This is a genomic window from Dyadobacter soli (assembly GCF_900101885.1).
In the GTDB taxonomy this organism is placed as follows: Bacteria; Bacteroidota; Bacteroidia; order Cytophagales; family Spirosomataceae; genus Dyadobacter; species Dyadobacter soli.
Genome location: NZ_FNAN01000020.1, coordinates 128,908 through 155,194, shown reverse-complemented (window position 1 = coordinate 155,194; position 26,287 = coordinate 128,908). Strand labels below are relative to the sequence as shown.

The window sequence follows — 26,287 nt, the reverse complement described above, 5'->3', positions numbered from 1 at the left end:
ATTCTGACACCATTACAACAACTTTTCCCATCCCTTCAATTTCCCTTATATGTTCAAAATCAAGCAGCTTCGTATGCTAAAATTGTGCAGCTTGCTGCTGCTCGGAATGGCTAATGCAGGTTTGGCCCAGCAAAGTCAGAGAGTCTATCTTTCCGGAACCGATAAGGATCAAACCGTTTTATGGGATTTCTTTTGCAGCAAAGGCCAGAACAGCGGCAAATGGACGAAGATTGCCGTACCATCAAACTGGGAATTTCAGGGCTTCGGTAAATATACCTATGGCGTGGAAAACCGGAAAGACAGCACCAAGGCAGACGAAGTTGGCATGTACCGGCACTCATTTCAGGTCCCCAACGACTGGAAATCCAAACGGGTAATGATCGTCTTTCAGGGTTCGATGACCGATACCGACGTAAAAATTAACGGTAAATCCGTGGGAAACACTCACCAGGGCGGCTTTACCCAGTTTGAATACGAGATCACCCCGTTCATCAAAAAAGGCAGCAACCTGCTGGAAGTGACGGTTCACAAGGAGTCGGCCAACCGGTCGGTCGATGTTGCCGAGCGTCACGGCGACTTCTGGGCATTCGGGGGGATTTACCGGCCTGTATACCTGGAAATTAAGCCCAGGCAATTCATTGACCGTATTGCAGTTGACGCGAAGGCAAACGGGCATTTCTCGTTGGATGTATTTACAACAGCTCATGCGGGGCAGCAACTGATGGCACAGGTCCAGACACTGAACGGGCATAATGTCGGTGAGCCGTTCTTAGCAAAAATAAATCGCCCGGACACGGCGGTAAACTTGAAGCAGGTGTTTCACGACGTCAAACTGTGGAATGCAGAAACCCCGAATCTGTACCAGGTCCGGGTTTCGCTAACAGATCAGCAGGGGAAGCTGCTGCATACGCTTACCCAACGGTTCGGCTTCCGCACCGTCGAAGTGGTCAAGAATGACGGATTATATGTCAATGGCAAGAAGGTCGTGCTTCGGGGAGTCAACCGGCACACATTTGTGCCAGAAACCGGTCGGACGACAAGTAAAGCAGTTAGCATCAAGGATGTGCAGCTCATGCAAGCTATGAATATGAATGCGGTTCGGATGTCCCATTATCCGCCCGATATCCATTTTCTGGATGTATGCGACTCGCTGGGCATGTACGTGCTGGACGAGCTGACGGGCTGGCAAAACAAATATGACACGATCGCCGGGCGAAAACTTTTGAAGGAACTGGTCATCCGCGATGTAAACCACCCGTCCATTCTATTTTGGGACAATGGCAACGAGGGTGGATGGAATCGCGCGCTGGACGGCGATTACGCGTTATATGATCCCCAAAAACGTACCGTGCTACATCCCTGGGAACGCTTCAACGGATTTGACACAAAGCATTACCCCGATTACGGCTATATGGCCAACTCGGTGCTCTACGACCGGGACATTCTAATGCCTACCGAATTCATGCACGGTTTGTTCGACGGCGGGCACGGGGCCGGTCTGGATGATTTTTGGGATCTAATGCTCAAACATCCGCATGGTGCCGGCGGCTTTTTATGGGTGTTCATGGATGAAGGCGTAGTTAGAACTGACAAACAGCTGCCGGGTCAACCCAAGGTCATCGACGTGTTCGGCAACTACGCCCCGGACGGCATAGTAGGGCCGCATTACGAAAAAGAGGCGAGTTTTTACACGATCAAGGAAATCTGGTCGCCCGTCCGCATTACCCGCAAGCAGCTTTCACCTAATTTCGACGGCAATATCACCGTTGAAAACCACTATTCCTTCACGGATTTAAGTCAATGCAAGTTTTCGTGGCAATTGGTCTCGTTCCCGAACTCTGCCGACACCACCGCGCAGGCCATTGTCAATCATACAGGGCAGCCGCAGCCCATATCCCTCCCGGCGGGCCAAACCGGAAACCTGAACCTGAACCTCCCCCGTGACTGGCGCAAAAGCGAGGCGCTCTATCTCACCGCAACGGATCCCAATGGTAAAGAGCTGTTTACATGGTCCTGGACTATCCCGACTCAATCTGAAAATCCCGATCATACGCTGTCAACACAAATGCAGGCAGAAACCCTTCAGCCCAGCGAAACAGCTGCGGCGCTGGCATTGAAAGCCGGCAGCATAACCTATACTTTTGATAAAACGACAGGCTATCTGGCAAAGGTGAGCAGACCTGCCGGCGACATATCCCTGACGGGTGGCCCCCGTTTGGCCGGAAAACAATTACCTCTGAAATCGTTCAGACATTTTGCCGGATCACGGGGTTACGAAGTCGAGGCGCATTACCAAGGCGACGGCAATTCATTTACAGCGCATTGGCTTTTTGCATCCGGCCAGCCCGCAGAACTAACGTACGAGTACTCGCAGCGGGGCGCGGCCGATTTTATGGGTGTAACTTTCGATTATCCACAAGAGAATGTCACCGGCATGAAATGGCTGGGCAGAGGACCCTACCGGGTTTGGAAAAACAGGCTGAGAGGCCTTAAATACGGCGTTTGGCATAAAGCCTACAACGACGCTGTCACAGGCGAAAACTTCATTTCACCGGAGTTCAAAGGATTTCATTCCGAGGTGAAGTGGGTAGTTATCGAAACCAGAGAGGGTAATATCACGGTGTACAGTGACGAGCCTGTCTTCTTGCAAATGATGAGCCCCAGCAAACCTAAGGCAGCCGGTAATGATAAGACGAGCCCGCCATTTCCTGAATCTACATTCGGATTCCTCGACAACATCAGTGCCATCGGTACCAAGTTTCAGGATGCCGACCAAATGGGGCCACAGAGCCAGAAAAATACGATGCTGAATGGCACACCGGTAAAAAGAATTTTAAGATTCGATTTTTCAAAGACCCACTGAAATGGAACTGCAAAAGGTAATGCAGGCGCCATACCCTTTCACAAACTGACCAGATAGCAATGGGCACTCGACAACCATGTTTGGTCAATAGCCCACTCCGTTACGGCTGCCTGTGCTTTTTCTGCCCGGAAACATCGGTCAGCCGTCATTCGTGTGTTTTGCGAGCAGTCGTTACCTCGGCAGGGGTAACGGCGCTGGCCTTATTGCCGAAACTATTGCGCACATAGGTCAACACATCGGCGATCTGCTTGTCGGTCAGAAAGCTGTGTGAAGGCATTACATTGGTATATCTTTCGTCATTCACGTCCACGCCCCCCATTCCGTCTAATATGACCCGGATCAACCGGTTCTTATTTCCCAGCACATAATCGGTTCTGACCAGCGGCGCATTCAGGTTCTGGACCCCGCCGCCATCCGCCTGGTGACATACCAGGCAATGCTTGCTGTAAATCGCCTGTCCGGCCTGATAGGACGACCTGATCGCAGCTGGCACGCTTTGCGGAGGCGATTTCTTACCGGGCTTTCGGGAAGGAACGCTTGCAGATGCAGTTGCAACGGGCTTGCCTGAATGCGTTTTGCTGTATGTAATTTTATAGATCGCCCCCTTCGAATCATCGCTCACATAAAGCGAACCATCCGGCCCTTGTGCCAGTCCGCAAGGGCGATGATCAGCCCTGCCCGAAGCCGTCTTTTCCGGCGATCCTGAAAAACCGTCCGCGAAAACCTCCCATTTGCCAAACGGCTTGCCATTTTTAAACGGTTGGAATACTACGAAATAACCGGCCTGTGGTTCCGGGCTTCGGTTCCAGGAGCCATGAAAGGCAATGAAAGCGCCATTTTTATACCTGGACGGAAATTGATTGCCCGTATAAAAAAGAATGTCGTTAGGGGCCATGTGCGCGGGAAATGCCGCTACCGGGTCGATATATTCGGAGCTCCCCTCCTTTTTGCCGTCACCGCCGTACTCGGGCGCAAGTATTTTTTTCTGTTTGACGGGATCATAATAAATAAAAGGCCAGCCCGCATTATCGCCGCTTTTGAGCGCGTACATACATTCAGCAGGTAGTTCCGCATTGTCTTTGCTGTTGTACAAGTTGGGAAAAAGATTGTCGAGCTGGTCGCGCCCGTGCTGCATCACATAGAGCTGGTTGGTCTGGTTATTCCAGTCAACGGCTACCACATTCCGCAGTCCCGTGGCGTAGCGCACTCCGTCTGCATAAGTTTGGTTGAGCTTGTTGGGACTAAATTTCCAAACCCCGCCGGAGGTTTCCAGCAAAGGACAGCCCGGCTGTCCCATCGATCCTTTCTTTCTGTCTTCAATCTGGCACGAGTTAGAGGGGCAACCGATTGGAATATACATATTTCCGCTATTGTCCATCATGATCGACTTGGTTTCATGGGTTCCTTTATCCACCAGCCCGGTAACGATCACTTCCGGCTCGTCGGGATTGATCACCTGTTCATTTTCATCCACCTTATAGCGGAATATCTCTGAATTGGATGAAGTATACAGATAGCCGTTATAAAGATGAACGCCCGTTCCGCCGTAGTTGCCAAAACCTGCTTTTACGATCGCTTTCCCATCGCTTTCGCTTAAAACCAATGTTCCCTGCCCGTTAATCGGTCGCGCGAGGCGTGCATAAATATGTCCTTTCGGCGTGACGATCAAGTGCCTGACTTTGCCGATCCCTTCAATAAGTTTAATCGCTGAAAAGCCTTGCGGTGTTGTCAGGCCGGAATTCGGCAATTCGCTGGGCTTTTCCGCACGACGATCAAATGATGTGAGTGCTGTTGTTGAAAGAAGCAATGTTACGAGCAATGCAGTAAAGCATCGGTTCTTCGTCTGACTATTGTAGATTGGCATTGAGGTTGGAATACTAAATTTTTACTTGATATCACCGAAATGAACAGTCTCGTAGGTATTGTTCGGATCGTCGAGCAGCTGAATGGTTGTGGAAGGGCCCAAGTCCGGGGCGGACCATGAGCGGAGCGCCCAAACGATCTTTTTGTCGGGCGTCACTTCAATGGCCTGCACCGGCGCATTACTCACATCGAGCTTGCCACTCCATTGGTTAAACCAATTATTGATCAGCGTGTTACCATTCGGTAGCCGGACGGCGATCTGCGGGTTGGTGATTTTATAGGCATCAACGCCCGCTAGCGGGTAGTCCCACACTACCTTGCCCGTACGGGTGATTTCCCTCACCACATTTTCATTGCTCGCCGTCAGCAGATTCCCGTTTTTGAGGGGAACCGCCGACCAGACGCTCGGCACGTCGATGGAAGAAAGCAGCTTTCCATTCAGATCGTATTCATTGACCTTGCCCAAATCCATGTGCGCGACTAGCAACGTGCCCTCTGCCGTAAGGCGGGCGTGCCTGATCTGCCCATGCGTACCGCTTTTGAAAGGCAATTCAAACTCCTTTACCGCCTTGTTTGACTTGATATTATACACAAAGACTTTGGCAGGCTTGCCGTTCTGTACCAGTACCACATGATCCTTCCCTACCGGCTGCGCCGTGTGCGTCTCAAATCCTTCCGGCGCTTCGTATTTCCAAAGCACTTTTTTATCCTTGTTGATAAGAGTCACACCATACTGATGGGCAAATAAAATGTCCCCGTTCCGCATCAATATCGCATCGCTGATCTCCCCTCTCCCCGTCGTGTCGATGTACGACCATGTGATCTGCCCACCTTTAATGATGTACATATTCCGCGATTTTGCTTCGCCCGCATAAAAGAAGTCAAACCGTTTGAGGCCATTGCCAGGCAGGCTGGCCGGCGCGACGGGCGCTTTGTTGTTTGTTGTCTGCGCCGTTGCCTGACTGCCCAAACAAGTCAGGATTGAAATAACCAGGATTCGCAAGGCGGCAACACGCCGGGTAAGCAGGATTTTCATGATTAAAGCCTATTTAAATGTGATAGCACTGTTTCTGGATATGCTTGCATTACCAGAATAACGGCCTTTCCGTAGTTCCTCCCGCAAGACGGCAATCTGCGCAATCAGGTGGGGCGAGGATGGTCATTCAAGAACCGCAGCCCAGCCGCCGTTACGCACCATTTTGATCGTTATCTTATCGGCAGCTTTCACCTGTTTCACATTCCGGCGGTAATCCATTGCCTGCTTCCCGGCGTTGATCCCATCCTCGAAAGAGGTCATCGAATAGGTTCTACTTTTGTCGAGAAAGCCCAGATCCAGCTCAATCGCCCGCTGCTTTTCTTTGCCGTTTGTAATACCTCCGATGAACCACTTATCTCCTTTACGTTTGGCAACCACTGCCACCTCTCCGACCGTCGCTGCCAGCGCCTTGGTTTCGTCCCAGGTGGTTGGCACACGGGTGATAAACTCGGTGCATTCCTGATTGCGGTAGTAAAGGGTTGGATTGTCTGCCAGCATTTGAACGCCGCTTTCAAACACCACATACAATGCAAGTTGATAGGCCCTGGTGCCAATGCCGGTTGCATTCGGACGGGTTCCACGGTTAACGTCCGGCTGCATGTTCAGCATCGCGCCCGGCGTGAAATCCATGGGCCCGACGGCATTGCGCATAAACGGAAGATAAATGCTGTTGTCCGGCGTACAACCACCCATTTGCTCCAATCCCCTTACCCCTTCGTAAGAGATCACGTTCGGGTACTTATATTCCAGGCCGGCAGGTTTGAACGAGCCGTGGAAATCCACCATGATCTGATATTTAGCCGCTTCCCTGGCTACATTCTCGTAATAGTTGACCATCCACTGGTCGCTGCGATCCATGAAGTCGATCTTAACCGCCTTTATCCCCCATTCCTGGAATGTCTTGAAAAGATCCATATGGTTATGGACGGTCAGCCAGGTGAGCCACAGGATGATATCCACGTTTTTGGTCTTGCCGTAGCGAATCAATTCCTTCACGTCTACCTTAGGATTGGGCGTGTACGGATCGGTCGTGCTTTTTGCCCACCCTTCGTCCATGACGATGTATTTGATCCCGAACTTTGAGGCGAAATCGATGTAGTATTTGTAGGTATCGAGGTTATAACCGGATTCGAAATTAACATCCGGGCCGTAAGGCGTCGCGTCGTTCCACCATTCCCAGCTCGCCTGACCGGGCTTAATCCATGTCGGATCGGCAATTTCACTTTTTGCGGCCAGTTTTAAAGTCATGGTATTTTCCAGCAGCTGCTTATCGTCGGAGGTTATGACAAAATAGCGCCAAGGGAAATTTCGGGTACCGGAAGTTTTTGCGATGTAGTCTGCTGATTTTAATATTTTCTGACTGCGGTCTCCATCCGGACCAAATTCCAGCGGGACTTTCGGAAAAGCGCCGGCCATTCCATTGTTTCCCGTTCCTTTGAAAAAAAGCGCGGGATAGTCCGACAGGTCGGATTCACTGACCAAAATTTTGTGCTTCTTTTTCGTATCAATCAGCACGGGCAGGTTAGCCATCGGATCGGTAGATTTCCAGGACGTCGACTCGATATGCTGGTATGGCTCTTCGTAAGCTGTTTTAAATCCCTTGTTCTGCTGTAAATGCAGGGTATACTCGGATGGAAAATTAACAGCAACCTGCTCATCGGTAACTTCAATCTCCCCTTTTTTTGAAGTGATAAACCGGTAGCCGACACCTTCATCAAAAGCCCGGAATTCCACTGAGAAATCATGTTTGAATTTCAGGACCAAACCGTTGTACGCATTCCTGACCGACGAATACTTCAAAGCGACGAAGGGCTTTATCAGATCTTCGCCTTTCGTTTTTTTAGCATTGACAAGCTGCGGATTATTGCCCAGAACTTCGTCTCTGAGCGAAAGGGACAATTCATTATTCCGAAGTATCGGCTCGTCCTGGTCGGAAATCGTAAAAAGTATTTTATCCTCGATAACGATGGAAACTTTAAGCTTCCCATCGGGAGATTTTAGTTCAAACGTTTCCTGCTTTCCATAAACAGGCGCAAAAAGACATAGAGAGATGCTGATACAAACAGCAATGCGGGTAAACAGATGCATATTTAAGATGATTACAATACCCTTCAAAAACTTAAAGGAATAGTGCAAATCTCAGGCTTGAAAAGGTATTCCGGGCGACGCAAACGTGCATTCTTTTTGGCAAAACGTCCACTTTAATGCGCCGCCGATCTTAAATGCCTTTCACCTCCCCTCCATCAATGCGAATCGCGGTGCCGGTAATGAACCTGGCTTGCCGAGAAAGCAGGAAAGCGATCAGCTCAGCGACTTCCAACGGCTCACCATATCTTGCTATTCCGAACTGGGCCAGCAATTTTTGTGAAACTTCTTCCTGATCAGCGCCGGAAGCGGCTGCCGATTTTTCAAGAAAAGCTTTTCTTCTGTCCGTCCAGATAGGCCCGGGAAGGACTGCATTCACCCGAACCCCATCCTGAATCCCCTGCTCGGCAAATGCCTTGGCTAATGCATTGATGGCCGCATTGATCGAAGCGATCGCCGCCGAATTGGGTTTGGGATTTTCGGCCGCGGTCCCCGACACAAATATCACCGAGCCGCTGGTTTGCATCAGGAGTGGCCATGCATGGACCGCAAGCCTTCTGGCGCTATGGAATTTAACCTGCATGCTGTCGTCCCACTGCTGGTCGGTCATTTGAAGTACATTCATTTGCGGTACAGCCCCGGCGATATTGACCAAAGCATCGATCCGGCCAAACCGGTCGATAGTCTGGCGGACAATGTCTTCTGCAGCCTCCGGCTGATGAAGATCGGCGACAATCGTGTGTACCGTCACTCCCTTGCCCTGAACTTCGCCAGCAGTCTGTTCCAGTAGCTCGCTGCGCCTTGCCACGAGAACAATGCCGGTAAAGTCATTGGCAAGTCTGATGGCCGTTTGAGCACCTATGCCGCTGCTGGCGCCGGTTACTATCGCTATCCCGCTTTTCATATTTTAAGTTTCTGCAAGAAAGTCGCTGTAACCCATTCCATACTATTACTTAATCTGATTCTATAAGTTGAAATGATTGTACGAACCTCTAAGACAAATCAGTTTGTTCCTTGGACGGTCGCCGACATGAAATCTGATGTGACAATCGCATTTTTCATAAGTATATTGTCTGGCACGAAACGAAAAGCAAACTACTCTTCAAATGAACAAGCAGGAAATTATAAGACAAATTGAGCGCCTATTTTCAGGCACTGACGCCCGTGATTGGCGGGTGGTTGAGGCAACATTTAGTGAAAAAGTCTTGCTAGACTATTCGTCAATGACCGGTCTGCCCGCTGCGGTATTGACCCGTGAGGAGATTATCAGACAGTGGTCGGCTTTTTTGCCGGGGTTTGACAGCACAAAACACCAGTTGGGTGGATTTCAGATGGAATTCGGAGAAAATTCTGCCATAGTCCACCTGGACGGTAAAGCGGACCATTACTTGAATGACCGAATCTGGTCTGTGGAAGGCACGTATGACGTGAAAGTTGAATTTATGAATGGTGATTGGTTGATTTGTGAATTCAAGTTTAACTTTCTTAACCAAAGTGGCGATACGGACTTGCCCAGTCAGGCAATCAAACGCCTGGAAGACAAACTCGTTTAACAATGTAGTTTATTTCAATGATCTATTTTTCAGTTACAAATGACCAATAGCGAGGCGATCGGACTTATTCAATTTGAAGTAGACAATGAAAATCCTGAGCGGTGGATGGACTTAGGATGTTGTAATGGTACATTTACAACCGCTTTGGCGACCATGTTGGCGCCCGGTAGCCATATCATTGGCGTTGACAAACAGGCGCAGCAGTTCGAGAAAACAATCGGCAATCAGGTTACCGTTGAATTTTTACAAGCCGACTTCGAATCAATCTCTTGTGATAGGTTCGCACTCGACGGCATCCTGCTAGCCAATTCACTTCACTACGTCAGGGACAAAGAAAGTTTGATAAAGCGTCTGGAAAAATGTTTTGCGACGCATAAGAGGTTTCTAATCGTAGAATATGATACGCTCAGCTCAAACCCCTGGGTGCCCTATCCTATCGATTTTATCAGCCTAAGGGCAATGTTTAGCGGTTTAGGGTACGATGCATGGAAGTTAGGTGAACGCCCATCGCTGTACGGAGCCAGAAAGCTATACGGAGCTATTGCAACAGGTGAGCGCTAATCTGTCAAACTATCAGTGAGAATTGACGAAACTGGTTTCGATGCAAGAAGATTAGTACGTGGTATCCGGTAAATACGAAGAGAAATTCAGTGGACTGCTTCCTGAAAATTTGGACCGCTGAATAAAGTAAAATTGGACTGTACACGATTCTGGCTGCCGTAGATTCCATGATCCAACACAACCTCATCTAAATCGATTTCGTTATGACTATTAAAATCATCAGTGGCATCCTGATCCTGGTTACCGTCTATTTCGGTATCACCCACGGCTCGCGCGCTTTTCAAAAGCCCTCGCCCCAATACCTGGAAATGATGACCTCCCTGGGCATCACAGACACGATGCGGCTGGTTATCGGTGCCGTCTCCATCGGGTCGGCGATACTCATTCTTTTTCCCCAAACGTTCTTTGTCGGAAATACGATCAGGGCGCTTATGTTGGTTCTGATGATGGCATTCGCTTTAAAAGCGGGAAACTATAAATTCGCATTAATTGAAATCCCTTTCGTGATGATGCCGCTGGCGCTGATCTATTTAGGCCACCCATTGGCGCGTGAAGTTCAGTAATTTAAACAATCAGCATCGTGAGGGCCATTATCGATAATCCCGGCGCGAATATCCTGAGCGAGCAGTTTATTCCAGACCATCTTTTTATTTTCATCTCACAGGGGGCACTTCGTGTGTTTGACGGCGCCCGCAACTACGTTTTCAGGGCCGGGGATGCTTTCATAGCCCGTAAAAACAGGCTGGCAAGGTACGAGCTACTGCCGGGTGAAGGCTCCTTCGAACCCGTGCTGTTTTGCTTTGATGAGCCCTTCCTGAAAGAATTTCAAAAGAAGCATCAATCTCAAAAATCAAATGTGACTAAGCCCGACTCATTTATTGAAATAAGGGAAGACCGCCTGATCACCAGCTTTATTGAGCGTGATTTTAAGGAAATCTTCCACGACGCGCCCGGCAAATGGCTGGTCAAGAAACGATTACAGGAAGCCTACCTGCTACTCGAAAAAAAGGGCCACAAGCCAGCCGACATTTATCTGGACCTGGGATTCAAAAGCCTGTCGCACTTCTCGGTCGCTTTCAAAAAGCAGTTCAACCGCTCGCCGGCTGAAATAGCCAGGCAAGTACCTAAGCATTAGCAAGTTTGTCGTTCCTGGTGAGCGCCGAGAAATATACACAGGCGATAAAGAAGAGCTGTAACGGAAGCCGGTACCACAGGTACTCCGGCCCAGGCCCACCGTATGTTCCCTTTTGCAGGTTAACGTGGTGCAACGCGGCGTAAATATTTGCCGGGGTGATCAGGATGAAAAAAGCGATTACGGTCCAGGCGGTGACGGTTCTGTAACGATCCGTAAGCAAACCTGCGGCGGCCGAAAATTCAGCGATGCCGGTCAGGTAAACGATTAGCTCCTTGCCTGGCAGGAATGCGGGTAACATCATAGTCATGCCTTTGGTGAAAAGGAAATGTCCGATCCCTGTCAGGATAAGCATTGCGGCCATGCCGGTGCGCGCAGCGTAGGCGGGTTCATATGTACCCTTGCGCAATTTGTTGATCACCAATGTGATCAGCGTCGCTGCAATTAGAATTATTTCCGGTTTCATAGTCGTTGTGGTTTTGTTTGATACAAAATTCGGGATTATGTATTTGCCGGAAAATGAACCCAGGTTAACTAATGCGCTTGCGGATGCGGCTCAATGCCTGTGGCGTGACGCCGATGTAGGACGCCAGATATTTCAAAGGGATTTGGCGGATCAGTTGCGGCTGGCCGGTAAGCAAATGCAGATAACGCTCCTCAGCCGATTCGGCCAGAAACGACAGTTCCCTTTTCGCCTTTTCCAGAAATAGTTGCTCGGCCGCGTATCGCCCGATACGGTTGCCGACCTGAGTATGTGCGTAAACTTCTTGCAGATCTTCAAAACTGATACGCCAGAGCGTCACCGGCGTAAGCGACTCGACAAAGAATGGCGCCGGCAATTGGGTAACCAAAGAGCTGTACCCACTTGCAAACTCGCCCGCGAAGGAAAAATCGTAGGTAATCTCTTCGAGCTCTTCCTTACCGCGACGCAAGAAATACCGCAACATCCCGCTTTCGGCGAAGGAAAGGTATTTTTCGACTTCCCCGGCTTTGAGGATCATTACCTTTTTAGGGAACGATTGCCGGACGAGCCTGGAAGAAAAGAAATCCCACTCCTGGTCGGACATCGGTGTAATGCGTTCGAAATAATCGCGGATCTGCTGCATGATGGACATTGGGTAGCTAATTTACAATCTTGGGAGTTACCGCCATAACTTGGAAGAAATGGATTGATAGGACCCTGTCATCTTTTAGCCCAATCCGTTCAACTACTTGTCCATATGATGCCGGCAGGCTGATTCCTACCGGCATATGGCGGCTGCTGGTCAACTATTTTTATTCTACAAAATGCCTTGCGACATAGGCGCAAGGAATGCCGATCGCAATGATCAGAATAAGCATGTTGATGATGGCCAGCGGGAGCGAGAATGGCCTGCGCTCCGCCTTCGAAAGCGGAAGTATGACAAGATTCATGACCAACCAGATAATGATCCCATAACTGACCGCATTTAATACAATCGGAGTTTGATCCGGCAGCACCGGCGTAAAAATTTGAAAGTACAACGCGGTCCATATAAGAGCGATCAGGAAATGAAACCCGATCCCCCAAATCACCATCCTGCGTCCGCCGCGAAACGCTTTGGGCCCGAAAGCGGCGCTGGCAATATACAGAAAGAGCGCCGCCGGTTTCTGTTTGGTGAATGAAGTAAAAAGCAGCAGTGCCGCCATACAATCCAGGCTACCGCAAATGAGCCCCGTCAGGAAAATAGTCATATCTTTTTTTGGTCAAAAATACTGACCTGCTGATATCCGGGTTTTGTAAAAATGCGACAATTCGGAAGGAAGCACCCCGGCATATTTCTTGAATTCGTGGGTCAAATGGGCGTGGTCGTAATACCCAAGCTCAAATGCGATTCCCAGAAGGCTTTCATTGACGTTTATGGACGAATCATTTTGGGCCGCAACGGCATGTAAATGTGTGAGAACCTGCTGAAAGCGAACTATACGCAGAAAATCTTTGGGCGGAATACCGACATTTTTCTTGAACAGGCGCTGCAAAGTCCTGATGCTCATATTCACTTGCCGGGCAAGCTGCTGCACCGACACCTGGCCTTGTGATTCATACATCAATTTTCGAAGCAACAAAAAATCACAAGCTCGTTTATCCTGCCCGGTTGTCTTATCCAAAAACCATGTGTTCAATTTAGCTTCCAGGCTGGATTCATCAACCATTACAGCACGCAGCATCTGTTCGGGAAATTCCAAAACCGAATCAACCGCCTGCGCTACACCGTTTCCAAACCATGCATAAAAGCCGCCGGGCAGGAATCGGATGCCGGTCAAAACGCAGCCTTCCTCACTGGTTAATACTCCGTAGCTGGTCATGGTGCCACCCAGATACAACTGCCCTGGCATTAGCGCAATCCTCTTGCCCTGACCCGCCATTGGATAAAAGTATGCCGTTGACTGACCTGCGTTGCAAATCAAGTCAGTACAGCCATCCGCATAAACTCTTCTGCCGGAAACTGCACCAGCTGTATTCGGAGCGGTGTTTGCCACCCAGTAAGCAGCAATGTGATCTTGCAAATCCGGCGCTGGTTGATATTCGACAAAGCTCATACTCGATGAACGCCATTTGCAATGATTTGGTTAAATAGCTTGCCGTGAAAAATAAAGGTTAAGGGATTTATTTATGAGCAGGTTGCATCAGGTTTGGCAGGCATCTAGTGAACGGTAGATTTGATGCTTTTCAAATTCCATAACGCCAAGCCCACTGCAAGTATCACAAACATGGCACCAACCCAGGGCGTTGCCCCTATCGTCAGCGGGCTATCCACTACCAGTCCCCCAAAGTATGAGCCCGCCGCTGCGCCCACATTGAAAGCCGATACATTTAGTGCCGAGGCGACAGCTGAACTTCCCGGCAGATAGCGTTCGGAAAGCTCAACGACCAGCAATTGCAATGCTGAAACATTGGCGAAGGCAAAAAAACCAAAAACGAGAAGGCTAACAATTACAACGATCTTAGCTGTCAGAACCATCGCAAGAATAAGTAAAATCAAGGCATGAAAAATGAAAATAAAAACCAAAACCTTTCCTGGGTTGACGTTGGAGATTCGACCACCCACAATATTTCCCAGCGCCACACCAATGCCGTAAACCAATAGAATCAGGTTTGTTTCACCTATCGAAAATCCCATTTGGCTTAAAAGCGGTGTCAAGAATGTGAAAACAATAAATGTGCCCGTATAGGCGCAGACATTTGCAAAAAGTACAACCAGTACCTGCCTGCCGCGCAACACCGTTGGTAGATCATTCAGACTTAAAGCTTTCGAGGATATTTGTTGACGCGTAAGCAGAACATTTAATAATAAAAATCCAAGCGCTCCCCATATTGCGACCGCTAAAAAGGTCATGCGCCAACCATACATTATGCCAACATAGGTCCCTAATGGCACGCCGGTTGCTGTCGAGATCAGAAGGCCGGCAAAAACCAATGAGATCGCTGTTGCTTTCTTATCACTACCAACCGAATTGCCAGCGTAGATTACCGCATTGGCAAAAAATACCCCATGCGTTACGCCGGTTATAACGCGGCTAAGCTGGACAATAAATAACGAATTGCCAAGAAAAGCGATCAAATTACCTATCGCGAAGACCAGCACGGTAGCAAGCAGTAGCTTTTTCCGTTCGACGCCGCCGGTTATTGCTGTAAATAAAGGGCCGCCTATTGCAACGCCTAGTGCGAAAAGCGTGACAAGTACGCCGGCCGATGAAATCGATGTGGCAAAATCCTGGGCGATAGTCGGCAACAGGCCGACGATGACAAATTCGGTGGTGCCGATACCGAAAGCGCAAAATGATAATCCCCAGATGGCGGATGGAATCTTTGTCGATGAAATTTGTGCTCGCATTGCTATGAATTTTTTATGCAAAACTCAGGCAAAGGAGCCCTGTCTCGAAGGACATACCTCACAGATTGTCCGTGATAAAAATCACGACCTAGGTGCTTAACCTACTCAATGTTTCCCTGGTAACTCCGAGGTAGGAAGCGATCACACTTTTGGGCACTCGCTGTAACAATCCTGGATATTGAAGCAGCATGAACTGATAACGTTCCCTGGCGTTGGCGCTGATAAGCATTAAAATTCGTTTTTGAGATGCGATATAGCCTGCTGTTGTTTTTCGAAGAAAAAAATATTCGAGCTTTCTCAGTTCCCTGCAAAGTTTCTCTCTGTTTTCAAGAGAAATGTATCCCGTCTCGGTTTCCTCGACGCAGTCTATGTCCACTGTTGCCGGAGTTTGATTGTGGTAAGCTTCCGGATCAGAAACCCACCAATTTTCTGAGGCAATAAATACAACATGGCTTTTGCCTATCTGATCAGTCGAACAAGACTTAACCAGCCCGCTGAGTATAAAAAAGTCGTTACGGACATAATCACCCTGCTGGATCAGGTATTGCCTTTTTTTAAACTTCCGAAATGAAAAGTGTGAAAGCACGTACTGAAACTCCTGATCAGTCAGTGGGACGATTTCCTCTATGTGCTGCCGTAATTTGTTGCTCATCAGTTTGCCTCACGCTGGTTGCCAGCAATAATTTTTGTCATGAATCTGGATGTGGGTATAACAAAAACAATCGCCTTACTACTCCTGCTTATTTCTCTTTTTTTGCAAAAACATGCTCGATGAAAACGACCGGTCACCAACATTTGCAGATAGGAAAAACAAAGCCTATTTCATTTCTTAACATATGGTAATGGTGGCCTGATGTGGAATCCCAAATTTTGCTCAAAAAAAGATCATGAGCGAAAAAAAGGTATTGTTGACTGGAATTAGCGGCTTTTTGGGCTCCCATACAGCCATTAAGCTATTGGATGCTGGCTACAAGGTGACCGGCACATTACGGGCAATTGAAAGGGCGAGCGCTATCAGGGCAATTATTGGCAGGCACACCGAAAATATCGGTAACCTTGAGCTGGTCGAAGCAGACCTTAGCAACGCTGCAATCTGGAAAGAGCTCACCAGCCAGAAAGACTATGTCCAGCATATCGCTTCCCCATTTCCAAGGACATTGCCTGAAAGTGAAAGCGAATTAATCCAAACAGCCAAGTCAGGGACACTAAACATCTTGCAGGCGGCGGCAGAAAATAATGTCAAGCGTGTCGTGTTGACTTCCTCAGTGGCCGCAGTTGTTTACGGCAAAACCAGGCATGAGCTCAATAAGATTTTTAGCGAAGACGATTGGAGCAATCAGGACCATACAAGCGACAACACCCCTTATTTCAGAAGTAAAACAGTCGCAGAAAAGGCTGCATGGAACTTTATCGCAAGCTCGGGCTCACGAATGGAGTTGACTTCTGTGCTGCCAGGCGCGATACTGGGGCCTGTTCTGGAAGATGACTTTGGCACTTCCGCCAATATGGTCATCAAACTTTTAGATGGCAGCTCTCCGGCGCTGCCTAACATTGGTTTTGACATCGTCGATGTACGTTCGGTGGCAGACTTGCTGGTCAAGGCCATGGAAGCGCCACATGCAGCGGGTGAGCGTTACATCGCCTCAGCAGGGTATCTGACTTTCAAAGAAATTGCTGTGATCCTCAAAGAGCATTTTCCGAATAGAAAGGTGCCTGACAAGCAACTTCCGAATCTGTTGGTGAGGTTGCTTGCTCATTTTGATGCTTCAATTAAACCTATCCTGGTTGACCTGGGTGTTAAACGAAAGCTGGACATCTCAAAGGCGAGAAGAGAATTACAATGGAATCCGGGTTCCACCCCCGAGGCGGTGATTGCTTGCGCTGAAAGCCTGATCGAGTTGCAAATTGTAAAGTAATCAGAGGTTTTTGATCACCGCAGGTACCGGCATCTATGAAGATGCCGGTACCTGCCAGACTTTACCAAATAGTACTAAAAGGCCGGTTTTCGCATGACCTTTATGATCGCAGCGTGCTCCTGTTTGCCATACCCTGCATCGATTGCCTGCTGGAAAATGTTTGCGGCAAAAGCAGGTAGCGCGCTACTGATACCTGTTTCCATCGATAACTGGACCAGCAGATGCAAGTCCAGCCCTGTGGTCTGGATGGTGCTTTCAGGATTGTTAAACTCGCTGTACTGAATTACCCTTCCCATGTGTTCGGACTCCTCGCCAAGCATCGGTGCGATGCTTTGGATCAGCTTACCGAATTCTTCTGCCCTTAGTCCCTGGTTTTCACAGATCAACGCCCCATGGCAAAACCCTATCCAACTGCCTGCCAGATAGGACAATACCGCTGAGAAAAGGGCTGCCGAAGCACCGGGCTCACTGCCCATGAGATTAATGTTGCCCGCAAGTGCGGACAGGATGGCCTGGTGCTCGGTGAATCTTTGCTGGTCTCCACTGATCGAAATCGTAGCCTGGCTGCTGCCGATCTGCTTTGGCCAGGCCAGGATATCGCCATTCAGGCAGAAGGCGCCATTGGCTCTGCTCCATTTGTCGAGCTCGCGCGCTTCGCCGGGCGTGCCCGTGCTGAGTTGCACGATGGTGCGGCCGGATATTGCTTGCTCAACTTCCCGATTGCCGATTAAACTGTTCGTCGTTTTATAATCGGAGACGCATATAACCGTTACCGGGCTGGCCTCTATCGCCGCAGCGAGGCTTGTAGCCAGCGCTGCACCTTTCTGAACCAGGGGCTCTGCTTTCGCGGGATTTCTGTTCCACACAGTTACCTGAAAACCGTTTTCGATGAGTGCTCCGGCAAGGGCAGCGCCCATCGAGCCAAGGCCGACTACGGTAACATTTTCTTTTGCATTGATGAATGCTGTTGCCATTTGATCTTATGGGTTTCTTGCAAATACAGACGCAAATTAGGTCTGCCAGCTGGCCCGGATCAATGACGGATAAAAGATTCAGGTAGGGGAAAAATTTAACCCTGCCCCTCAGGACAGGGTATCAAAATGGTAAAAGACACGGCAATCAAATAATGTCCGCTTGTTACTTCCAGGCGTTATTAGCTAATACGACAGAGGTTTCTTTTTGACGCTCAGGAATGATCCAATACTTGCTTAACAACTGGTTCTTTTCCTGTTCGCCTAACAGTCTAAACCCATGTTTCTCGTAAAACTTAATAGCCCAGCTGGCTTGCGCCCAGGTCCCGATCAGTATAGGGGTCTGTGTCATCTTGATCAGATGTTCAAGCAAGATACCTCCCACTCCTTTTCCCCTTTCTGCTGATCTGACATAAGCATGCCTGATCAGTGTGACACCATCCAGAGGTTGAATGCCCATCACGCCCAGTACATCGCCTTGATCGGTGTACTTCCAAAACTGCACGCCTTGCTCGATCTGGACCCGCAATTCGTCTTTTGGCATGTAGGGATCCTGCCATCTGTCGGCCGGAATGACTCCTTTATAAGCGGATGCCGAATCATTGATGATCTGGTAGATAATGTCAAAATCGTTGTCTGTGGCTATGGTGATCATAAAATTAGTTTGTTGAGTTATGGAGATGTGAATATCGGTTTTGACACAATTTGGGCTCACGCCTGCTTTTGCAGGTTCTTCCTGATCCTGCTCAGGGATTGGGCAGTTATTTTCAGATAGGAAGCGATGTACTGCTGCGGGATCTGCTGGGCCAGCGACGGGTATCGTTTGATGAATTCGAGATATTTCGTTTTAGCATCCCCGAAATTCAAAAAGTCATTGTCGTTGATCTTGCTCAATAGCTGCGCCTCGGTAATGCATTTGAGAAAAATATAAAAGGTGGGGAGCTGCTCGCAAAGCCTTTCAACAGCGCTTTTGTGAATGACAAAAATCTGAGTGTTTACGATTGCCTGAAACGCATCCTCAGACGGGCGCTGGGAATAATAACTTTTCAAATCGACCGTAAACTGGTTTTCTCTCACAAAATATTTCGTTACTTCATTCCCCGATGCGTCCAGGGCATATATCCGAAGCCCGCCCTGTGAAACGAAGCACATTTCATTGGCAACTTTACCAAAACGGTGAAAGTACTCGCCCGGCTTTAGTGTATGGCCCTTGAAATCCCTTAAGACTGTCTCGATTTCCTGTTTGCCAAGTATGCCCGCGAACCCAAGCGCTGAACGCAAATTTTCCATAGTCGTTCTGATTTGTATACAAAAGTATCCCGCCAGGTGCCGAATCAAATTAACATTTGGTAAGAAATCACAATAACGTGCAGGATAACCTCAGATTCTGTACTATCCTATCATCCATTTTGGAAGACATCGATTATCATTGCCGGGTTGATTTAAATCTTTAAGCAGTCGATATGGCATTACAAGTGCAAGTCCAGGAATTACTTCCAAAATTACCTGGCAATTTAGAATGGCAGATGGTGAATGACGGAGAGTCGGGCGATATGGTATTTCGCCGCAGTGACGGGGCCGCATTTGCCAAGTTGGCTCGTGCATCGCGCATCCCGGCTTTGGAAGGCGAGTATCTGCGTACCGACTGGCTATCCGGCCAGCAGATCGGCTCAGCCCAGGTACAGGATTGGTCAAAAACAGATCAGTATGCCTGTTTAGTTACCAGCTGCGTATCTGGGGTTTCTGCCAGTGCGCTCTCGCCTGCCGATTTATTGAAGGCATGGCCCTCGATTGCTGAGAAATTCTGGCAGTTGCACCAGCTTCCTTCGGAAAGCTGCCCGTTTGAAAGACGGCTATTACAGGTAGTTGCAACAGCCGAAGATGTCATAAGTCGCAATGCGGTCAACAGGGATTTCCTTGACGATGCCGACAAGGACACACCGGCTGAAAAGCTGCTTGACCCAATCCGGCCGCAGATTCCGCTCCGCATCGAACAGGAAACCGCGGACCTGGTGGTTTGTCACGGTGATGCGTGTATGCCTAATATCATGGTAGATCCAAAGACACTAGTTTGCACGGGAATCATCGACCTGGGCCGCCTGGGACTTGCTGACCGCTACCAGGACCTGGCCTTGATGACAGGTAACACCCGTGAAACGTGGCAGGACGAGCGCCAGGCCGAAAAAGCGCTGCAAATCCTTTTTAAGACCCAGAATATCCCGATCCCTGACCTTGAACGTCTGGCGTTCTATCTGAAACTGGATCCGCTTACCTGGGGATAGCGCTGGAAAGCCACTGGTATAGACATTGAAAATTTAAAACAGCAACAACCGATCATGTCACAAATCAAGATTTATGGGTTAAAGCAACGGCTGGCCCCTATCAGTCAGCTAATGTCAGAGACGATTCATGCCTGCATCGTAGAAGCATTCCACTACCCGCAAAACAAGCGATTCCATAGGTTCATCTACCTGGATGAAGGCGATTTCTTCTACCCCGAAGACCGAAGCGACCGCTACACGATTATCGAAATTGCACTGTTTGAGGGCCGGTCTATTGAAATGAAAAAGCATTTATACCAGCTCATCTTCCAAAGATTTGAAGAAAAACTGGGCATTGGCCCAAATGATGTCGAAATCACCCTTACCGAGACACCTGCTCATAACTGGGGAATTCGTGGGATGCCTGGCGATGAGCTAACATTGAATTATAAAATATCGATTTGATTGCCCGAATCTGGTTCGCTTGCTAGTCATAATGGACATTTTGTAAAAAAACGTGAATGTTTCGACAAGCTGTTTCTGTCGATAAGTCCGGTTATTTGCAGAGATTTGTTTTGAATAAGAATTCATCAAATCACATTATTCCTGCGGACGATTCCGGGGCCACTTTTACCTGGATAGTACTGTTCGGCCCCGGATTCGCAGGATTCTCAAAAAAAAAAACGCGCATGCTAGCTTATTTACTTTTCTCAATCTTCCTATTTCTCTCTGCAATGCACATCTACTGGGGAATGGGCGGTCGCTGGGCCTCAAAGGGTGTATTTCCCGCGCTGGATGATAATGCGCCACCTCAAATGCCAGGAATTATTCCATGCATGATTGTTGCCCTTGCATTGCTGGCGATGGGGATATTAGTTCTGTCAAAAGGCGGGAATTTTAACCTGCAACTTCCGTCATGGATCGATAATTACGGCCTCTGGTGTATCTCTGCGATATTTATCGCGCGAGCCATCGGTGAATTTAAATATGTAGGCTTTTTCAGAAAGGTTCGTCATACAAAATTCGCGAAAAACGATCAGCGACTTTACTCGCCACTTTGTTTGGCCATCGGCATAATGGTAGCAATCCTGGAACGGATAAGCTAGTTTATCATGTCCATTACTCTTGCAAACAAATGAAGGTAACTGGCACGTACAAGATTGTATCAAGCGACAATTTCATAAAACATTCGATCAATATTTTCCCAATTTCGTTCGAAAATTATATCGTTCGAAAATTATGTGGAAAACTTGTGTCTCCCTTATCCTCCTCACCGTCGTTCAACTGGCCCAGGCGCAGTCCATCATTCCGTTACCACAATCGCTCAGCAAGCAAACAGGCACTTTTCTGTTCGATAAAACAACGACCATTGTCGTAGGCACTGAATTCAGAAATGAAGTAAATGATTTCATAAGCACTGTTGCAAAAAGAAGCGGTTTTCGACTCTCGATAGAAAAAGGCCCTAAATCGCACCACGTAATCGAGCTTGTCAGGGACACATCCGGGCTGGCGGAGGGATACTACTCCCTCAACGTCACACCTTCGAAAATATCCGTACGCGCCCATGACCCGGCGGGTGCTTATTACGCCATGATGACCTTGCTGCAACTCATCCAGTTTCAAGAGAACGCAACAAACGTTCCTCTCTCATATCCGATTCAGGCTGTGTCGATCACTGATTATCCGCGGTTTAAATGGCGAGGGCTTATGCTGGATTGTTCCCGTACATTCATACCGCCTGATTACATCAAGCGAACGCTGGACCGTATGGCATTCTATAAATTAAATGTCCTTCATTTGCATTTGATCGATGATCAGGGATGGCGCCTGGAAATGAAATCGCGGCCTTTGCTTACACAAAAATCATCCACTTTCCCGGAGAAATACCACGAGCCATCCGAGTTTCAAGGCTTTTACACGCAGAAAGATATTGCCGGGCTGCTGGCTTACGCAGCCAGCAAGCATATCGAGATTATCCCCGAGATCGAAGGACCAGGTCATAATCAGGCAGCGCTCTACGCCTATCCGAACTTATCCTGCACAAACAACATTAAGCCGCTTTTCCCGCTCTTCCATGGTGACATCATCACTGCCGAGGTATTTTGCGTGGGCAATCCGGATGTTTATCCATTCTTCGATGATGTCATTACCGAAACCGCCTCGCTATTCCCCACAAAATACCTCCACCTGGGCGGTGATGAGGTGCCGCGAACGCACTGGGCGAAATGCCCGAAGTGTCAGCAATTGGTTAAAACCGGTGTGGTAAAAGACACGGAAGCCCTGCAAGGATATTTCATGAAAAAAATAGCAGAATCTGTCAGGAAAGCCGGGAAACGGCCTTTGGCGTGGGACGAAATCCTGGAAGATAAGAATGGCTACATTTCGTCCGACTGGGTCGTGATGAGCTGGCGCGACTTCACCGGTAAAAATCCCGCCATTGAAGCGATCAGACGTGGTCACGATATAGTACTCTCTCCTACTTCCCATTTGTACTTCGACTACCCGTATGAAACCACCGACACAAAACGGGTATTCAACTACTCGCCGTTTGCGGACATCCCCGACAAGGCCGATCAACAGCACGTCCTGGGCATTCAGGCGAACTTCTGGTCCCATATCGACCGCACCCAGAGCCGGATCGACTACCAGCTTTATCCAAGGACGCTTGCATTGGCGGAACGTGCATGGTCTTCTGCTGAGAATACCGACTTCGAGAATTTCAAAGCAAGAAAAGCGCAGCACCTGCCCTGGCTCGACTACATGCAGGTGATTTATAACAAAATATCGGACCGTTGATAACGATCCGCGTTGAAGCGCGCCAAAGTAAGACGTATATAAATTAACGTCACTTGCATTTTCGGTGAATTTAGAATGCATTATTGCCGGGGACCAACTGTGCCCTGGCAGTAATGTCCAAATTGCGTACGTCCTTTCCTACCCACTTTAAGCTTAAACTATTCCAAACCCTTAAACTTTTATCGAATGAAATGTAAAACTACATTACTTAAAACAAGGGCCTGGCTGGCGGGTCTTCTCATGATGCTTTGGATAAGCGCCTCGGCCCAGAGGATTATCAGCGGCACGGTCCACGACAAAAGCGGGCCGGTTGCCGGCGCATCCATCGTGATCAAAGGCTCATTGACGGGCACCACCTCCGCGACCGACGGCTCATTCACGATCAATGCTGCGAACGGCGATATCTTAACCGTGTCCTACATTGGTTTTGAAACCGTCGAGCTGAAAGTTCACGCGCAGCAGAAATACGAAATCGTTTTGAAGGAGGCGGATAACCTGTTGTCCGACGTCGTGGTGACGGGTTACGCTACCCAGAAGAAGGAAAACCTTACCGGAGCGGTAGCTGCAATATCCGGGAAAGACCTCCAAAACAGGCCCATTACCAATATCGCGCAGGCCTTGCAGGGGCAAATGGCAAACCTGAATGTAACGACAGGCTCGTCCGGGGGCGCGCCGGATGCCCGGCCCAATATCAACATCAGAGGTTACACGGGCCTGGGAAACAAGTCGGGCGGTGGCATAAGCGGTGCGCCGCTAATCGTGCTGGACGGAATTCCGGGTGGCGACCTGACTACCATCAATCCCAGCGATATCGAAAGCATTTCCATTCTCAAAGACGCTGCGGCATCGGCCATTTACGGTTCCAGCGCGCCCTACGGTGTAATGCTGGTAACGACCAAACAGGGAAAGAAAGGCGCCCGCCCATCGATCACGTACAGCAACAATCTTTCGTGGAGCCAACCGATCGGCCTTCCGAAAATGATTAACTCAGTCGACTTTGCTAACATTTTTAACGAAGCTTTTATCAATTCGGGACGCACTGCATGGTATGATGACGAAACATTGCAGCGGATCAGGGACTACAAGGAAGGCCGGATGAAAGACGAGACGATCAACGACCCCACGCCGGGCGTCGATGACTGGTATGGGTCCGGAAACGGTTACTCGCACGGAGCGGGCCCTAACCGGGGAAACGGTAACAACGACTGGTTCAAGATCTTTTTCAAAGATTGGTCGGCCAGCCAGCAGCACAACCTGGGGGTTTCGGGAGGCGGAGAGTCCAGCCGCTACTACCTCGGCCTGGGCTATCTCGAAAAGAACGGGATGTATAATTTCACGGATGAAAAATACAAGCGCATCACCATCAGGACCAATGTGTCGAGCGACCTGGCGAAATGGCTGACACTTAACATCAGAAGTTCCCTGTCGAGAGGGCTGAACAGCACGCCGGCGACTTATCCGGATGCCACCGGGGGGAATCTGATGCACCAGATCGGACGCAAGCTGCCCACCACGCCCTTCCGGAACCCGGACGGACATTATTCCGACTACTCGAACATCGGCCTTTTTACCGAAGGCGGTAAGCAGAAATACACCACCGACCAGGTTCAGGTCACTGCGGAAACGGTGGTCAAGCCGCTGCCGGGCTGGAATATCACTGCCAATTACACGTTGTTCGGCACGAGCAAGAATACCGAAAACTTCAACAAGACCGTGTACTCCTACCTTCCCAGCGGGAATAAGGTGGTGATGTTCCAGACGGCACCCATTAATTCGCTCACGAAGAGTAACGAAGTACAGGATAAGCACGTCATCAACCTGTTCTCGACCTATGAGAAAAGCGTCGGCGGGCACAACTTCCAGGTGCTGGGCGGCTACATCCGCGACCTCACCAATTTCAAATACCAGTATGCTACCAACTCGTATTTGTATTCCAACGACCTGCCGGCATTGAACCTGACTTATAACAGTACCCCGTCGATCGGCGATAACATGCGTGTGCTGGCCGTGGAAGGCGTTTTCGGAAGGCTTAACTATAATTTCAAGGAAAAGTACCTGGTTGAGGTGAACGGGCGTTACGATGCGTCCTCGCGGTTTCTGAAAAGTGCGAGATGGAAGCTATATCCGGCCGTTTCGGTGGGTTACAGCATTTCAAAAGAAGATTTCTGGAAACCTTTGTCCCATTATGTAAATACACTGAAAATCAGGGGATCTTACGGCGCATTGGGCGATCAGTGGGGCGACAACCCCAATCAGGACAATTATTATCCGTTTTATCCAAGCCTGGGCACCAACGCCCCAAACAGCTCCACCTGGATTTTTGGAAACGGCAGGCAAGCATATGTGACATCCCCCGCGCTGATCAATTCCAGCCTCACCTGGGCGAGCATCAAAACCTTTGACCTGGGGATCGACGCCACGTTTTTCAAGGACCGGCTGGCTGCATCTTTCGACTGGTACAACCGCCGGGCCGACGATTTCGTAGGTCCCGCGCAGGCCCTCCCGGCGGTACTGGGAGCCGCGGTACCCCAGGCAAACAATGCGTCCATGCAGACAAAAGGGTTTGAACTGACTGTCGACTGGCGCGATAAGGCCGGGGAGGTTAACTATTTCGTGAAAGGGGTGTTGAGCAATTCGAACGCCAGGGTGATCCGTTATCCCAACCCCACCAAACTGCTCTCCAACTGGTATGAAGGCCAGCAAATCGGCGAAATATGGGGATATGAAACGGCCGGATTGTTTCAGACCAAAGAGCAGGTGAATGCCGCTCCCAGCCAAAACGCCATCGACGCTGTCGGATGGACGCCCGGTGATGTGCAGTACAAGGATTTGAACGGCGACGGGGTCATCACGCCCGGAAGCAGCACGGTGGGCGATCCGGGCGACAGGAAAGTGATCGGTAACAGCACACCAAGGTTCTTGTACGGTCTTTCAATCGGTGCAGACTGGAAGGGGTTCGACTTTTCCCTGTTTGTCCAGGGCGTAGCCAGGCGAGATTCATGGATCAGCTCCAATTACTTCTGGGGGATCATCGGCGGGGAATGGCAGAGCACATTGCTGACGCCCAACCTCGACCGGTACACGCCGGAAACCCCGAACGGCTATTTCCCGAAATACTACATGACCTCCCAGATGAACAAGAACATGCAAGTGCAAACGCGCTACCTGCAAAACAGCGCCTACATGCGTGTAAAGAACCTGCAAATCGGGTACAGCATCCCCAATTCATCGGCAAAAAAGCTGGGCTTGCAACGGGTGCGGCTGTATGTCAGCATGGACAACCTCGCCACTTTCACCAGGCTGCAAAAAACGATCGACCCCGAGCTCTCGATCGGTGACAGCAAAATATATCCATTGCAACGCACCTATTCATTCGGTATAAACCTGACCCTGTAA

General features: G+C 49.3%; 24 protein-coding genes. 11 read left to right on the top strand and 13 right to left on the bottom strand.

Features of this window, described 5'->3' with window-relative positions:
- The first annotated feature begins 49 nt into the window (after positions 1-49).
- Positions 50-2,863 (top strand): glycoside hydrolase family 2 TIM barrel-domain containing protein, encoded by a 2,814-nt coding sequence (locus tag BLQ88_RS28835; RefSeq protein ID WP_090156483.1) that lies wholly within the window; start codon positions 50-52, stop codon positions 2,861-2,863.
- Positions 2,864-3,008: 145 nt separating this feature from the next.
- Here BLQ88_RS28835 and BLQ88_RS28830 read toward each other — a convergent pair whose 3' ends face one another.
- The 4 genes from BLQ88_RS28830 to BLQ88_RS28815 form a co-directional block, all read right to left on the bottom strand.
- Positions 3,009-4,727 (bottom strand): PQQ-dependent sugar dehydrogenase, encoded by a 1,719-nt coding sequence (locus BLQ88_RS28830; RefSeq protein ID WP_176885148.1) that lies wholly within the window; start codon positions 4,725-4,727, stop codon positions 3,009-3,011.
- A 21-nt stretch (positions 4,728-4,748) separates the two neighbouring features.
- A complete protein-coding gene (locus BLQ88_RS28825) occupies positions 4,749-5,762 on the bottom strand; it encodes a beta-propeller domain-containing protein (protein WP_090156482.1) in 1,014 nt (337 codons plus the stop codon).
- Positions 5,763-5,885: 123 nt separating this feature from the next.
- Positions 5,886-7,850 carry a glycoside hydrolase family 97 protein gene (locus BLQ88_RS28820; RefSeq protein WP_090156481.1) on the bottom strand — a complete coding sequence of 655 codons (1,965 nt, stop codon included), beginning with the start codon at positions 7,848-7,850 and terminating at the stop codon, positions 5,886-5,888.
- A 130-nt stretch (positions 7,851-7,980) separates the two neighbouring features.
- Entirely contained in the window at positions 7,981-8,751 is a 771-nt protein-coding gene (locus BLQ88_RS28815) for an SDR family oxidoreductase (protein WP_090156480.1), read from the bottom strand.
- Between the two features lie 202 nt (positions 8,752-8,953).
- Between BLQ88_RS28815 and BLQ88_RS28810 the strand changes: the two genes are divergently transcribed.
- The 4 genes from BLQ88_RS28810 to BLQ88_RS28795 all read left to right on the top strand — a co-directional run bounded on the left by BLQ88_RS28810 (position 8,954) and on the right by BLQ88_RS28795 (position 11,096).
- A complete protein-coding gene (locus BLQ88_RS28810; RefSeq protein ID WP_090156479.1) occupies positions 8,954-9,400 on the top strand; it encodes a nuclear transport factor 2 family protein in 447 nt (148 codons plus the stop codon).
- 39 nt (positions 9,401-9,439) lie between these two features.
- Complete coding sequence (locus BLQ88_RS28805; protein WP_090156478.1) at positions 9,440-9,961, top strand: methyltransferase domain-containing protein; 522 nt, start codon at positions 9,440-9,442, stop codon at positions 9,959-9,961.
- Between the two features lie 203 nt (positions 9,962-10,164).
- Positions 10,165-10,524, top strand: coding sequence for a hypothetical protein (locus tag BLQ88_RS28800; RefSeq protein WP_090156477.1), 360 nt, complete (start codon positions 10,165-10,167; stop codon positions 10,522-10,524).
- A gap of 17 nt (positions 10,525-10,541) precedes the next feature.
- A complete protein-coding gene (locus BLQ88_RS28795; RefSeq protein WP_218132961.1) occupies positions 10,542-11,096 on the top strand; it encodes a helix-turn-helix domain-containing protein in 555 nt (184 codons plus the stop codon).
- Here BLQ88_RS28795 and BLQ88_RS28790 read toward each other — a convergent pair.
- The 6 genes from BLQ88_RS28790 to BLQ88_RS28765 all read right to left on the bottom strand — a co-directional run bounded on the left by BLQ88_RS28790 (position 11,086) and on the right by BLQ88_RS28765 (position 15,599).
- Positions 11,086-11,559 carry a DoxX family protein gene (locus BLQ88_RS28790; protein ID WP_090156475.1) on the bottom strand — a complete coding sequence of 158 codons (474 nt, stop codon included), beginning with the start codon at positions 11,557-11,559 and terminating at the stop codon, positions 11,086-11,088. The two genes, BLQ88_RS28795 and BLQ88_RS28790, sit on opposite strands and share 11 nt — an antisense overlap.
- A gap of 64 nt (positions 11,560-11,623) precedes the next feature.
- A complete protein-coding gene (locus tag BLQ88_RS28785; protein ID WP_310590157.1) occupies positions 11,624-12,208 on the bottom strand; it encodes a Crp/Fnr family transcriptional regulator in 585 nt (194 codons plus the stop codon).
- A 160-nt stretch (positions 12,209-12,368) separates the two neighbouring features.
- Positions 12,369-12,761: a hypothetical protein gene (locus tag BLQ88_RS28780; RefSeq protein ID WP_090156474.1), complete on the bottom strand. Its 393-nt coding sequence runs from the start codon at positions 12,759-12,761 to the stop codon at positions 12,369-12,371.
- 57 nt (positions 12,762-12,818) lie between these two features.
- Positions 12,819-13,652 (bottom strand): helix-turn-helix domain-containing protein, encoded by an 834-nt coding sequence (locus tag BLQ88_RS28775; RefSeq protein ID WP_090156473.1) that lies wholly within the window; start codon positions 13,650-13,652, stop codon positions 12,819-12,821.
- Between the two features lie 104 nt (positions 13,653-13,756).
- Entirely contained in the window at positions 13,757-14,947 is a 1,191-nt protein-coding gene (locus BLQ88_RS28770) for an MFS transporter (protein ID WP_090156472.1), read from the bottom strand.
- Positions 14,948-15,035: 88 nt separating this feature from the next.
- Positions 15,036-15,599 carry a Crp/Fnr family transcriptional regulator gene (locus BLQ88_RS28765; RefSeq protein ID WP_090156471.1) on the bottom strand — a complete coding sequence of 188 codons (564 nt, stop codon included), beginning with the start codon at positions 15,597-15,599 and terminating at the stop codon, positions 15,036-15,038.
- Between the two features lie 235 nt (positions 15,600-15,834).
- On the opposite strand from BLQ88_RS28765, the gene BLQ88_RS28760 reads away from it, so the two are divergent.
- On the top strand, positions 15,835-16,863 hold the full coding sequence (locus BLQ88_RS28760) for an SDR family oxidoreductase (RefSeq protein ID WP_090156470.1): 1,029 nt from the start codon (positions 15,835-15,837) through the stop codon (positions 16,861-16,863).
- 74 nt (positions 16,864-16,937) lie between these two features.
- Here the strand turns inward: BLQ88_RS28760 and BLQ88_RS28755 are convergent, their stop codons facing one another.
- The 3 genes from BLQ88_RS28755 to BLQ88_RS28745 all read right to left on the bottom strand — a co-directional run bounded on the left by BLQ88_RS28755 (position 16,938) and on the right by BLQ88_RS28745 (position 19,124).
- On the bottom strand, positions 16,938-17,837 hold the full coding sequence (locus tag BLQ88_RS28755; RefSeq protein WP_090156469.1) for an NAD(P)-dependent oxidoreductase: 900 nt from the start codon (positions 17,835-17,837) through the stop codon (positions 16,938-16,940).
- A gap of 163 nt (positions 17,838-18,000) precedes the next feature.
- Positions 18,001-18,489: a GNAT family N-acetyltransferase gene (locus BLQ88_RS28750; RefSeq protein ID WP_090156468.1), complete on the bottom strand. Its 489-nt coding sequence runs from the start codon at positions 18,487-18,489 to the stop codon at positions 18,001-18,003.
- Positions 18,490-18,545: 56 nt separating this feature from the next.
- The gene (locus tag BLQ88_RS28745) at positions 18,546-19,124 is read right to left on the bottom strand and encodes a Crp/Fnr family transcriptional regulator (RefSeq protein WP_090156467.1); all 579 of its coding nucleotides are present in this window, start codon (positions 19,122-19,124) and stop codon (positions 18,546-18,548) included.
- 173 nt (positions 19,125-19,297) lie between these two features.
- Here BLQ88_RS28745 and BLQ88_RS28740 point away from each other — a divergent pair, with 173 nt between their 5' ends.
- The 5 genes from BLQ88_RS28740 (at position 19,298) to BLQ88_RS28720 (ending at position 26,287) form a co-directional block, all read left to right on the top strand.
- Positions 19,298-20,116, top strand: coding sequence for an APH(3'') family aminoglycoside O-phosphotransferase (locus BLQ88_RS28740; RefSeq protein WP_374754780.1), 819 nt, complete (start codon positions 19,298-19,300; stop codon positions 20,114-20,116).
- 54 nt (positions 20,117-20,170) lie between these two features.
- The gene (locus BLQ88_RS28735) at positions 20,171-20,560 is read left to right on the top strand and encodes a tautomerase family protein (RefSeq protein WP_090156466.1); all 390 of its coding nucleotides are present in this window, start codon (positions 20,171-20,173) and stop codon (positions 20,558-20,560) included.
- A gap of 56 nt (positions 20,561-20,616) precedes the next feature.
- Positions 20,617-21,201, top strand: coding sequence for a DUF3995 domain-containing protein (locus BLQ88_RS28730; protein ID WP_090156465.1), 585 nt, complete (start codon positions 20,617-20,619; stop codon positions 21,199-21,201).
- A gap of 133 nt (positions 21,202-21,334) precedes the next feature.
- A complete protein-coding gene (locus BLQ88_RS28725) occupies positions 21,335-22,891 on the top strand; it encodes a beta-N-acetylhexosaminidase (protein WP_090156464.1) in 1,557 nt (518 codons plus the stop codon).
- A 186-nt stretch (positions 22,892-23,077) separates the two neighbouring features.
- Complete coding sequence (locus BLQ88_RS28720) at positions 23,078-26,287, top strand: SusC/RagA family TonB-linked outer membrane protein (protein WP_090156463.1); 3,210 nt, start codon at positions 23,078-23,080, stop codon at positions 26,285-26,287.